The organism is Ancylothrix sp. D3o (genome assembly GCF_025370775.1).
Taxonomy (GTDB): Bacteria; Cyanobacteriota; Cyanobacteriia; order Cyanobacteriales; family Oscillatoriaceae; genus Ancylothrix.
In genome coordinates, this window is the sequence record NZ_JAMXEX010000047.1 from 1 (window position 1) to 11,842 (window position 11,842).

10 protein-coding genes, 1 pseudogene and 1 CRISPR repeat array are annotated in these 11,842 nt (G+C 44.2%); of the genes and pseudogenes, 6 read left to right on the forward strand and 5 right to left on the reverse strand.

Annotated elements, in window-relative coordinates; all coding sequences use genetic code 11:
• Both NG798_RS25630 and NG798_RS25635 read right to left on the reverse strand, forming a co-directional pair.
• Positions 1-3,836, reverse strand: a pseudogene (locus NG798_RS25630) (calcium-binding protein); the annotation flags it as partial.
• Positions 3,837-4,047: 211 nt separating this feature from the next.
• A complete protein-coding gene (locus tag NG798_RS25635; protein ID WP_261226561.1) occupies positions 4,048-4,491 on the reverse strand; it encodes a hypothetical protein in 444 nt (147 codons plus the stop codon).
• A 671-nt stretch (positions 4,492-5,162) separates the two neighbouring features.
• On the opposite strand from NG798_RS25635, the gene NG798_RS25640 reads away from it, so the two are divergent.
• The 3 genes from NG798_RS25640 to NG798_RS25650 all read left to right on the forward strand — a co-directional run bounded on the left by NG798_RS25640 (position 5,163) and on the right by NG798_RS25650 (position 5,921).
• Positions 5,163-5,321, forward strand: coding sequence for a hypothetical protein (locus NG798_RS25640; RefSeq protein ID WP_261226562.1), 159 nt, complete (start codon positions 5,163-5,165; stop codon positions 5,319-5,321).
• Between the two features lie 36 nt (positions 5,322-5,357).
• On the forward strand, positions 5,358-5,486 hold the full coding sequence (locus tag NG798_RS25645) for a hypothetical protein (protein WP_261226563.1): 129 nt from the start codon (positions 5,358-5,360) through the stop codon (positions 5,484-5,486).
• Positions 5,487-5,687: 201 nt separating this feature from the next.
• Positions 5,688-5,921 carry a phage terminase large subunit family protein gene (locus NG798_RS25650; protein WP_261226564.1) on the forward strand — a complete coding sequence of 78 codons (234 nt, stop codon included), beginning with the start codon at positions 5,688-5,690 and terminating at the stop codon, positions 5,919-5,921.
• Positions 5,922-6,134: 213 nt separating this feature from the next.
• On the opposite strand, the gene NG798_RS25655 is transcribed toward NG798_RS25650, so the two are convergent.
• Entirely contained in the window at positions 6,135-6,344 is a 210-nt protein-coding gene (locus tag NG798_RS25655; protein WP_261226565.1) for a hypothetical protein, read from the reverse strand.
• A 120-nt stretch (positions 6,345-6,464) separates the two neighbouring features.
• Entirely contained in the window at positions 6,465-6,647 is a 183-nt protein-coding gene (locus NG798_RS25660; protein WP_261226566.1) for a hypothetical protein, read from the reverse strand.
• Between the two features lie 249 nt (positions 6,648-6,896).
• Between NG798_RS25660 and csx18 the strand changes: the two genes are divergently transcribed.
• From csx18 to cas2, 3 genes are read left to right on the forward strand one after another with little or no spacing between them, the layout of a single operon-like run.
• Positions 6,897-7,181: a CRISPR-associated protein Csx18 gene (gene csx18, locus NG798_RS25665; RefSeq protein WP_261226567.1), complete on the forward strand. Its 285-nt coding sequence runs from the start codon at positions 6,897-6,899 to the stop codon at positions 7,179-7,181.
• A complete protein-coding gene (cas1, locus tag NG798_RS25670) occupies positions 7,181-8,170 on the forward strand; it encodes a CRISPR-associated endonuclease Cas1 (protein ID WP_261226568.1) in 990 nt (329 codons plus the stop codon). The genes csx18 and cas1 overlap by 1 nt, the downstream gene beginning before the upstream one ends.
• A 3-nt stretch (positions 8,171-8,173) precedes the next feature.
• Positions 8,174-8,455, forward strand: a complete 282-nt coding sequence (cas2, locus tag NG798_RS25675) for a CRISPR-associated endonuclease Cas2 (protein WP_261226569.1) — start codon at positions 8,174-8,176, stop codon at positions 8,453-8,455.
• 183 nt (positions 8,456-8,638) lie between these two features.
• Positions 8,639-11,291: a CRISPR direct-repeat array (repeat unit 36 nt; unit sequence CTCCCCACTCGCTGGGGAAATTAATTGAATGGAAAC).
• Between the two features lie 260 nt (positions 11,292-11,551).
• On the opposite strand, the gene NG798_RS25680 is transcribed toward cas2, so the two are convergent.
• On the reverse strand, positions 11,552-11,842 hold a 291-nt coding region (locus tag NG798_RS25680; protein ID WP_261226570.1), incomplete at its 5' end, for a hypothetical protein.

Genomic DNA, 11,842 nt, shown 5'->3' on the forward strand with positions numbered 1-11,842 from the left:
TAGATGAGGTCTTGGTCATCGTTGCCGTTCATTTGGTCGTTGCCATCGCCACCGTAGAGGGTGTCGTTGCCGGCGTTGCCGGTGATAATGTCGTTTTCTCCGTCGCCAAATAGCTGGTCTTGGCCATCGTTGCCTTGGATGTTGTCGTTGCCGGCGTCACCGTGAATGATGTCTTCCCCTTCGTTGCCTTGGATATTGTCGTTACCGTCGTTGCCGTTGATGATATCGTTGCCTAGGTCTCCGGTAATGTTGTCGTCCCCTGCATCTCCAGAGATGCTGTCGTTGTCGTTCCCGCCGGAAATGATGTCGTTGTCGTTCCCACCGGAGATGGTGTCGCTGCCGTCGTTTCCTTGGATGTTGTCTTGACCGTTATCCCCGTGAATGCTGTCGTTTCCGAGGTTGCCATAGATAATGTCGTTGTTGTCGCCACCACTGATGAAGTCGTTACCGTCATCTCCAGTGATGCTGTCGTCTCCTGCATCTCCTTGGATGTAGTCATCATGGTTGCCCCCGGAAATGGTGTCTTTGTCGTTGCCGCCAGAGATGGTATCTAAACCGTCATTTCCTTGAATGTTGTCGTTGCCGTCATTGCCTTCGATGTAATCTTGGTCGGCATTGCCGGTGATGTTGTCGTCGCCGGCATCTCCGAAGATGCGATCGTTACCGCTGTCGCCCGAAATGATGTCGTTGTCATTACCACCTGAGATCGTGTCGTTGTCTTCGTTGCCTTGAATGTTGTCTTGACCATCATCTCCTTGGATGCTGTCGTTTCCGAGGTTGCCAGCAATAATGTCGTTGTTGTCGCCACCACTGATGAAGTCGCTGCCGTCATCTCCGCTGATGCTATCGTCTCCTGCATCTCCGAAGATTTGGTCATCCTGGTTACCACCAGAAATGGTGTCTTTGTCGTTACCACCAGAGATGGTGTCTAAACCGTCGTTTCCTTGGATGCTGTCGTTGCCGTCGTTGCCTTCAATTTTGTCTTGATCGGCATTGCCGGTGATTTGGTCGTCTCCAGCGTTGCCGAAGATTTGGTCATCATTGTTGCCGCCGGAGATGATGTCGTTGCCGGTGTTGCCTTCAATTAAGTCGTGCCCGTTATCGCCGGAGATAATGTCGTTGTCTTCATTTCCTTGGATGGTGTCTTGGTCATCGCCGCCAGAGATAATGTCTTGTCCGAGGTTGCCTTGAATACTGTCGTTGCCGATGTCTCCAGTGATGTTATCGTTTCCGGCATCGCCTGCTATTATATCGTTGTCTTCGTTACCAGCGATCGCATCGTTGCCGTTGCCACCAGAGATAATGTCGTTGCCGATGTTCCCTTCTATTAGATCGTTGCCATCGTCTCCGTATAACTCGTCGTTATCTGCACGTCCGTAAATTTCGTCGTTATCTATGCCCCCACTGATAAAGTCATTACCGCCTTCTCCGTAAAGCTTGTCATTACCTTGTTCGCCGTAGATGGTATCGTGACCATAGCCGCTATCACCGTGGCACTCGTCATCGCCTTCACCACACCAGATAAAATCGTCCCCGTCACCGCCGTGTATAAAATCTTTACCCCATTCTCCATAAATGAGATCTTTTTCCGAACCGCCATCAATATAATCACCGCCTTGACCTCCTTGGAGGATATCTTTTCCGGCACCTCCTTCTATCCAATCACCCCCATCCCCACCGCTTAGATAATCTTCACCTCCGTTACCAATTAGTTTATCTACTCCTCCAAGGCCGTAAAAATAATCGTTACCATCGCCCCCTTCCATATCATCAAATATTTGGCTGAAATTTAAAGGGCCGACAGGATTTAAATCCGAGCCAGCATTTGAGCCATAGATTTTTTCAACACCAACGACAATATCTAATTGCCCATAACCATCCCAGACTTTATATACATCTGAATTTGCTATTTGATCGTGGCGGACAATTATTTTACCTGGATCGTTTGAGTAATCAGCTATATCTTCAAGTCCTTCTCCACCATCCAAAAAGTCAAATCCTGAACCACCCACTAAAGTATCTTGGCCTAAGTCCGCGCGTAGAACGTCATTTTTTCCATCACCTTGCAAAAAATCATTAGTTGCAAGACCTTTTAAGAAATCACCTTTATCAGAGCCTTGAAGCAAACCAGATTGACCGTTAACTATTACCCCAGAAAAGTAAAAACCTTGCGGGTGTAACTCGTAAAAAAAATCTTCAAACTTATTTTTTACATCTATTTTTGGTAAATAATTTTCTACCAAATTGTGATCTCCTATACTCGACAAGTTAGTCCCTTGAAAAGTACGAAGAATTTGCGCCATTTTATCTCGGGTGGATAATCCTGACGAGTATTGCAAATCAGTAATAGGATCGTTTTGATGGATAGATGAGAAAAGTTTGTTTCCTAAAGTTAATGCTGAATAATTGGTTGGTGATCCGAGACCAATAATTCTTACTTTATCTTGGTTTAGATGACGAAGCCCATCTTCGACAAAAAAATTACCTTGAGAGTGAGCAATAAATATTATCGAGTCATTATTGTTACTTATCCAATCAGTTGCACCAGTCTGACTGCTACTATTATTTAGCCATAAATCATTTAGCTTTGGACTTGTGGGAGACTCCTCTTTGTCCGACCAGAACTGGCTCAAAGCTTCTGCCAGATCGCTATCCGGATCTGTCCCTAAGTTTTCAACTAATTTATCTAAACTACCATACTTATTAAGAAAATCCGCTATTGGGTCGATAGTATTTTCTGCAAGAAGAGTCAAATTTTTTCCATCTTCATTAAGCCATTTTACACCTTTATAGCCTTCATATAAATCTGAAATATCGTGATCTTTTGCAAAATCAGGTGCATTATAACCTACGTCATGCCACGGATCATCGTCTATAGAAGGCTTTTTGCCATTTATAGGAGCTAAAGAATTCCAATAACTCTTAAACTTATCTATAGCAGGCTGATATAAAATTGGCGAGAGAACTTTTCTTAAGTTATCGAAATTATCAAGAACTTCCGAAGCTTGATCCCAACCACTTGGGGCTTGATCTTTTGTGCTATTATAAGTTGTCTCTTGATTTGCTACATACCGTTCGATCGAGCTTGAGATGTCTTGATTAAGATAGTCTAGAGAAAAAGCCTTGGATACCTCTTTTTTTTGGGTTTCAAATCCAGAGCTATCAGTCCATATACCATTGATAAAGTAAACTCTTGTCCGGCCTCGTTCTTTAATAAGTTGACTTAAAACTTTATCTGCTACTGTATAACCGTTTTCCAAATTTTCATTATTAGTCTCTACATTTAATAAATTCAAGCTTGTTTTCAGTTGCTCTCCAACCTGCTCGATCAAAATATTTGCTTGATTGACGATCATTGAATCATTTTCCTGTTTCATCTGCTGAACTTGCTCCTGACTCAAATCCACCCCACGCACAAGAGCAGAAAACAACTCTCCTTCATCCCCCGGAGTATCAGCAGTATTAATTTGCCAATCTACATAATGCCCAATTTCTTCAATTAACACCGCACTAATCGCTTGAGAATTACTCGCATAGTTACTCAAAAAATTTTGAGAAAAATAAATCGTGTTCGTTGACCCCGCATAAGCAGCGTTTGCCCCTTGTAACTCTGCACCCGTGCGAATTTCGATTTGCGGAAGAGATGCAAAATCTCCGGCAATCCAGTGCTGCCGCAACTCTTCTAACTTATTAACATCAAAACTTTCACCAAAAGCGGTTTTAATCTTCGCCAGAAAATCTTCACCACCGGCAAATCCCTGCAAAACACTGCAAGCACTCTGACGAGCTTGTTCAACTAAAGTTTGAGTCATTTCTGCGGAATTGGAAGTAAACATGGTTCTATCCTCTACTAAGTGTTAGGTGGTTGTTGGTGTAATTAGCGATCGCACTCAGAATCAGCTAGGGGATACTGGGGCGGGGCACAAATCCTCTGCTAAGATGCGAATTGCAATTCTTTAGCTAACCCTGCTTGCAGTTATAAAATTTTGCAATGCAGATTGGCAGGAACAGCCCGCTCGAAGAATGGTGCTACTGAAAACTATTGCTCTATATCGGCAATATGGCTAATTCATCTTGATAAAAGCCGTCATTATAGGCAAAATATACGCCTATTTTTCTGGTTAATTTTCGTACCAAAAACTTTAAAATTAAGCCCCTGCCTGAGAGGAGGTTTACTTGGCTATTGGATGTTATTGCTATAATGGAATTGCTATCTTTAGCAGGAAGGAAATTTTCGTCAGAAAAACTTGGATTGGATAATTTATTATCACTAACCATTGCGGGATTAGTGTCGCTCACTGACACAGTTTTGATAACTTGGATTTTGCAATTTTTCAGGTTGATATCAATATCATCGCTAAAGCCTTGAGCCGAAACTTCAACAGCCCCCGCATTGGGCCGGTTAAACTTGTAGGTATCTAAAAGACCAGTTCTTTCTACATAATCTATAGAAATGTAGCCGTCGTTCAGATTTCCCAAATCTAATGGCATAGCTTGACTCCTTGTAGTCTATATCCAAGCAATGTTCTCTGTCGCACTAATGGGCTGTTGAAACGAAAATATTGGCTACTGCTAATATCTTCAGCTTTTTTAAGCCATCAACCAGCATCAGCGCTTGGGAAGCTTTTATACGAGAGTTTAGACTACCTTCTCGCTAAAAGCAAGGGTGATTACAAATCAATTATACAAATTTAATATAAATTAACCTAATTTATATATAAAGCTACCTAGCATTTATAGGATGATATAAAAATTCTCATAGGAGCAAAAAGACCTAGGAAGTAAAGCTCATAAGGGTTGTCATCCGAATACTAAGTTAGAATAAACGTGATTTTGAGCCAACTTTATAAACGTTTGGACGGTTTGAGAATATTGGACAAGAGAAATTAAAGCAAGTTCGACACACCGGCACCGAGGGTTCTGAAAAGGCCGAGGTATCTGGAAAAGCGAATTTTTGTAGAGGGGCCAATGGTTTTTGCTTATGGATTTTCAGGAACCGATGGATCTGCCGGGGGCTACCAGGTAAAGAACTGGCCTCCTTTTTCATCACGCTCGCTGGCGAGCCTTTACGGGAGCGCACATTGAATCTCTCACAGCCAACTAAAAGCCGATTTTGAATTAACACCGATGGATCTGATGAGGCCGGGGATGTTGCAAAGTCAGTGCATATCTATAAGGCTCACTTGATCTGTTTGGGGCCAGTCGGACTTCAAAGGCCGGTGGAAATCCTGGGGCCGGTGGAAATCCTGGGGCCGGTGAGTGTGAAGAGGCCGGTGGTTGTTGAGAACTCGGCTTTCGCGCTAAGGCTGGTGGATGCTTGAGGGCCGGTGGATGTTGCAGGGCCAGTAAACTAAGAGATGCTTATAGATGCTGGTGGGCCGGTGGATGCTATAGGGCTGGTCGATTTAGTACGACGAGTGTATGAAGTAGCCAAAAAGACGATGAAAGAACAGCAACACTGGATGATAATATCAAATTTAGAATAGAACTAAAGCAAGCTGATATCCCAGGAGGAATTGACAACTTAATGAGTTCCTTTAAAGAAAATACATCCACCTCTTCCAAAGCAAAATTAAATGCCATCTCCCTAGAATAAAACTCTTCCTTGGCTTTTAATTAACAACTAGCTTATTCCTCACAAAAACAGCATTGCTCAATTATCATCAATTACCCATAAGGATTACAAAATGCCTGTACCCTCACAAAATCGCCAACCTTCTCCTGGTATGCCTTGTCCAGAATGTGGTTTTTTTATTGAAATGTCCATCGAAAGTTTGCTCTATAAACCCGCATTCACCTGCCCTGGATGTCTGCTAGAGATATCACTCGATCGCCCAAGTTCTCAACAAGCTTTAGAATTGTTACAAAAAGTTAATTTAGCCAAAGGAAATATAGAAAAAGCTAAAAACTTTGAGAGATAAAGTTAAAAAAATTAACATTATAAACCACTGAATATCTTGTCTGATAAATGGGCCGCTGAATGTTTACTGGCAAGTGAATATTTGGGTGTTGATTGATATTCAAGAACCGTTGGATATCTAAAAGGGACGGCAGATGATGTATTAGGGCTAATGAATTCGATAGGGCTGGTGGACACCATAGGGCCGGTGTCACCCTGAGAGAATTCTTCATAATCATGGCCATTTTAGGCCGGCACAAACAAAATAGAAATTACCGGCCTCCCCACTGCCACCAACCCCACCGGCACCACCAGCGCCAACAACACCACGCTTGCTCACCACCACCACCGGCCTTCCCCCCACCATCGGCCTCCCCGCCACCACCGGCATCATCGGCTTCCCTGGGTTCCTAGCGACCACCGGCACCACCCACGCCAGCAACATCACGCTTGCTCATCGGCGCTACCTACATCCAAAGACTTCACCGACCTTCTTGTCATCACCGGCATCCAGAGACTTCGCCAACCTTCTTGTCATCACCGGCATCCAGAGACTTCGCCAACTTTAGCGAGCTTCTTGCCTGCATCGGCCAATATCGTATCCCCCATACCACCAACTTCCCCAATACCTTGAACCTGACCGGCCTCCCTGGATGTAATAAAGCCGGTTAATCTGCCAGCGGTGGGGGATCTTGAGGGGCAGGTGTTGACGATGGACGCGCTCATCACCAGTTAAAATCAACTGCATAAAAAGGCGAAATCATCCCAATATATCTTTAGGCCGGTCTATCAAACAAACACTGGCCAAAACCAACTGCATAAAAAAGCAAAATCATCCCAATATATCTTTAGGCCGGCCTGTCAAACCAACACTGGCCAAAAATCTCCCCGCAATCAATTTGTAGGGGCGGTTTCAACGTTAACGTTGGATACCAACAGATAACCTCAGTAAACCCGCCCCTCACTGACAGCCACACTTTATTCAAGGAGTTTATTTATGTACATGACTTATCGTGCTTCTTTGGTTCGTAATTTCTCGGTTGCTATCGTCAACGGTTCCATTACTTTGATAATTTTGCTAATTGCACCAATGGGTTTAGCTGCCGTGATTATGAATACTTTCTTGGTCACAGTTGCTAGTTTCTTTACTGCTACGATTGCTGATTCTGTAGTGCATTTTCTCCAGCCTTCTCGTGTTGAGAATATCCAGGCTTCTGTAGAAGAGCAAATTAATCGGCCTACAATTCAGCATCGGGATATTAAAGAAATTGAGCGGCAATAATGCAAACGATTTATGTTTCTCAGCAAGGTTGTTATGTTTCGCTAAATCAAGAATTGCTGCTTGTTAAGCAAGGCGAAACTGTCCAAGCAGAAGTGCAGTTACCTTTGCTGGAAATGGTGCTGGTTTTTGGCAATTCGCAAATCACTACTCAGGCTATTCGTGCTTGTTTATGGCGCAATATTCCCATTGCTTATGTGTCTCGCATGGGTTTTTGTTATGGGCGAATTTTGCCAATTGAACGCGGTTTTCGTCAACTTGCTCGTTATCAGCAGCAGTTATTAGCTGTGGAACGTTTGCAGGTGGCGCGCTGTATTGTTCAGGCAAAATTACGCAATTCACGGGTGATTTTACAACGCCAGAACCGACGCCGTTCTTCTGATACTTTGAGCTTGGCAATCCAAAGTTTGGAATATTTGCTCGATAAAGCGGGGGAGGCTGATAATACGCAGCGTTTAATGGGGTTTGAGGGGGCCGGTGCTGCTCAATATTTCTCGGCTTTTGCTGAGTGCTTGGAGGGAAATGATTTTGTGTTTGCGGGCCGGTCTCGTCGTCCTCCTGGCAATCCTGTTAATGCGATGTTGAGTTTTGGTTATCAGATTCTTTGGAATCATTTATTGAGTTTAATTGAGTTGCAAGGCTTAGATCCTTATTCAGCTTGCTTGCATGAAGGTTCTGAGCGTCATGCAGCTTTGGCTTCGGATTTAATTGAGGAGTTTCGTGCTCCTATGGTTGATTCTCTCGTAATGTATTTGGTGAATCGGAAGATGATGGATGTGTTAAATGATTTTGAGTACAAAAATGGAGGTTGCTTTTTAAATAATTCGGGCCCTAAGAAGTTTTTGAAGGCGTTTGTAGGTAGAATGGAAGAGGAAATCGAGGCGGAATCTGGTAAGCAGCCGAAGTGGGATTTATTGAATCAGCAGGTGAAGCTTTTTAAGCAGTTTGTTTATGAGCCGAGCCGTTTGTATAAGCCTTATCTAATTCGATGAATCATGCTTTTTTATGTGGTGATTTATGATATTCCTTGCGATAAACGCCGACGGAAGGTATTTAATTTGTTGGAGGGTTATGGTCAGTGGGTGCAGTACAGTTGTTTCGAGTGCGTTTTGTCTGAAAAAAAGTTTGAGGAGTTGCGCCGGCGTTTGAAAAAACGGGTGAAACTGGATGAGGATAGTCTGCGTTTTTATCCTTTATCTAAGCACACTCGTGGCCAGGTGGAAACTTGGGGCATTGGCCCTTCTGTTCGTGAGTTTCCGGGGTCGGTGATTGTTTGATTTTGCGAGGCTGCGGGCGATGAGGGTGGGATGACGTTTTCTCGTTGGGAGCCTCGCAGTTAGACGGGGTAAGGGTTTCAGGATTTTTGTTAGGAGGGTTATGTTGCAGCTTTTAGTGATTTTTAGTGAGCCTCGCAAACGGTGTCTGGACATCTTGCCGGTTATGGGTTTTAATAGGGGTATCTCCCCACTCGCTGGGGAAATTAATTGAATGGAAACACAATTACCCAAATGTCCAGGACCCGTTTTAACTCCTCCCCACTCGCTGGGGAAATTAATTGAATGGAAACCAGATATTCCTCGCGCATGTCTTTTCTCCAATTAAATTCTCCCCACTCGCTGGGGAAATTAATTGAATGGAAACTGACAAGCTGTTTAATTTACTTACCATCTCTTGATACTCCCCACTCGCTGGGGAAATTAATTGAATGGAAACCACCGCCTTACCTTTCTTTACCGCCGCTGAGTAACCCTCCCCACTCGCTGGGGAAATTAATTGAATGGAAACCGACAGATAATCTGTCCGGGGGTTAATTCGCTAAGACTCCCCACTCGCTGGGGAAATTAATTGAATGGAAACTAACCTTTCCAGCTTGACTCTTCCTTTGCGGGATAAAGCTCCCCACTCGCTGGGGAAATTAATTGAATGGAAACGCGGCCAAGATGTGCCGGCTTTAACCCCAACTCGACTCCCCACTCGCTGGGGAAATTAATTGAATGGAAACTTACTGATGTGTGCTGCTTGGTAGGCTTTAATTTTTCTCCCCACTCGCTGGGGAAATTAATTGAATGGAAACACACCTCTAGCTATATGGTTAACTTTCCCATCTCATCTCTCCCCACTCGCTGGGGAAATTAATTGAATGGAAACCTCAATTAATGGAGCGTTTGGACACGGCACTATTATACTCCCCACTCGCTGGGGAAATTAATTGAATGGAAACACTATTTCTTTATATTCTGCTGATAAATTCCCAAACTTTACTCCCCACTCGCTGGGGAAATTAATTGAATGGAAACAGAAAATATGACTGAGATTAAATATGATGTTATTTGTTATAGACCTCCCCACTCGCTGGGGAAATTAATTGAATGGAAACCTACGAACTTAGCAAGTCCATTATCATCAAACACAGTGGCTCCCCACTCGCTGGGGAAATTAATTGAATGGAAACGTAATAAGTGTGTATCTATTTATAAAAAGTACCGTGACTCCCCACTCGCTGGGGAAATTAATTGAATGGAAACTCGTTTGGTTCAGCGAGTTTCGTATAGCCGCCCACTCCCCACTCGCTGGGGAAATTAATTGAATGGAAACTCCAGGCAAAAACCAACGATAATGTGTTGAGTAAGAAACCCTCCGTTATGCTCCCCACTCGCTGGGGAAATTAATTGAATGGAAACTAGTACTGAAGTCCATATCCCTTCTCCTCAATTAAATAGCTCCCCACTCGCTGGGGAAATTAATTGAATGGAAACTGAACATGAATGAAGTTATTCCTAAGTCGACCTCCTCCCCACTCGCTGGGGAAATTAATTGAATGGAAACCTTCATCCAATTCACAGGTAGGACGTTTACAGTAACTCCCCACTCGCTGGGGAAATTAATTGAATGGAAACGTATGCACCCAACCCCATACGGCCCTAAAGAGACTCTCCCCACTCGCTGGGGAAATTAATTGAATGGAAACTTTGTAATGCTCACGAGTACCGTAAGCTAACTCTTCCACTCCCCACTCGCTGGGGAAATTAATTGAATGGAAACCATCTAACCAACTAAATTCAAAGTAAGCCATGTCATTAACCTCCCCACTCGCTGGGGAAATTAATTGAATGGAAACTGGAGAAGCTTAGTATTTTCACCAGCCCGAGTTTCCTTCAGGCTCCCCACTCGCTGGGGAAATTAATTGAATGGAAACACAAAAGGATAAACGCTCCCCTAGAAGTTGGCTCACTCCCCACTCGCTGGGGAAATTAATTGAATGGAAACTTTCCGCTCCCTCCTTCACCATACATCCAGATCATTGTTTGAGTTTTCCAAAGTTGCTCCCCACTCGCTGGGGAAATTAATTGAATGGAAACTTGGCCGCAAATTAGACAGATTTATGGTGACGTTCCACTCTCCCCACTCGCTGGGGAAATTAATTGAATGGAAACAAGTCCGGCTAGTATCCACAACATTAAAAACCATTCTCCCCACTCGCTGGGGAAATTAATTGAATGGAAACGCCATCTTGGAAGCGGACAAAGCTTGAATACTTGTACTCCCCACTCGCTGGGGAAATTAATTGAATGGAAACATGGAAACCTAAGAAAGGACTCATTGAACAGTTAATGAAGGCTAAACACTCCCCACTCGCTGGGGAAATTAATTGAATGGAAACGCCATGGTGTTTAACTTCCTCAGAGAAGATACTTACTCCCCACTCGCTGGGGAAATTAATTGAATGGAAACTAACCAGCAAGACCAAGACCTTCATACAGTAGACGCCACTCCCCACTCGCTGGGGAAATTAATTGAATGGAAACTTAAACGCCTTCACCCATTTTGCACCGGCATTCTCCGAATAATACTCCCGCTCCCCACTCGCTGGGGAAATTAATTGAATGGAAACTCGTTCTTTAGAACTCGTCAGGCAGGCTATTCTATACGCTCCCCACTCGCTGGGGAAATTAATTGAATGGAAACTCTACCTAACCAACCCTTAACTCCTTCATCTTCAAAGGCTCCCCACTCCCTGGGGAAATTAATTGAATGGAACCGCGGGAGCAGACACAAAGAACTTAGCCATGAGATTAACTCCCCACTTGTTGGGGAAATTAATTGCCGGCGGAAATTGAATTTTTTAAGAGGCAACTAAAAATCTATTTCGATACACCGCATCGGTGGATGTTATAGGGGCAGGCGGATGCCATAGAGTCGGCGGATCTGCAAGGAGCGGTCGATATTCAGGAGCCGGTGAATCTGTCAGTGTCGGGGGATATTCGGAGCGCTATGGAAACTTCAGGGGCCGATAAAACTCCGCTCGGACGGTGGAATTCGCGATTTGCCAGTCGATATTGAGATGCCGGTGTCACGCTCGTCCATGCTTAAACTCATGGCTGTTTCAGACCGGCATAAAGAAAATGTAGATTATCGGCCTCTCCGCCACCACCGACATCTACTGACTTCATCGGCCTCCCTGCCAACACCGGCCCATATTGTATCCCACTGGCACCACCAACTTCCCCAATACCTTGAACCTCACCGGCCTCCCTAAATGTAATAAAGCCGTGAATGTGCCAGGGGTGAGGGATATTGAGAGGCCACTGAACCTGCCGGCCTCCTTGGATGTTATGGTGCCGGTGGAATTCGCGATTTGCCAGCAGATGTTGAGGGGCCAGTGA

Bases quoted from the DNA above. Each gene is read 5' to 3' on its own strand.
- NG798_RS25660 (WP_261226566.1), bottom strand. From the start codon at position 6,647: ATGCAGTTGATTTTAACTGGTGATGAGCGCGTCCATCGTCAACACCTG.
- NG798_RS25650 (WP_261226564.1), top strand. From the start codon at position 5,688: ATGCCTGTACCCTCACAAAATCGCCAACCTTCTCCTGGTATGCCTTGT.
- csx18 (WP_261226567.1), top strand. From the start codon at position 6,897: ATGTACATGACTTATCGTGCTTCTTTGGTTCGTAATTTCTCGGTTGCT.
- cas2 (WP_261226569.1), top strand. From the start codon at position 8,174: ATGCTTTTTTATGTGGTGATTTATGATATTCCTTGCGATAAACGCCGA.
- NG798_RS25655 (WP_261226565.1), bottom strand. From the start codon at position 6,344: ATGTTGCTGGCGTGGGTGGTGCCGGTGGTCGCTAGGAACCCAGGGAAG.
- cas1 (WP_261226568.1), top strand. From the start codon at position 7,181: ATGCAAACGATTTATGTTTCTCAGCAAGGTTGTTATGTTTCGCTAAAT.
- NG798_RS25645 (WP_261226563.1), top strand. From the start codon at position 5,358: ATGCTTATAGATGCTGGTGGGCCGGTGGATGCTATAGGGCTGGTCGAT.
- NG798_RS25635 (WP_261226561.1), bottom strand. From the start codon at position 4,491: ATGCCATTAGATTTGGGAAATCTGAACGACGGCTACATTTCTATAGAT.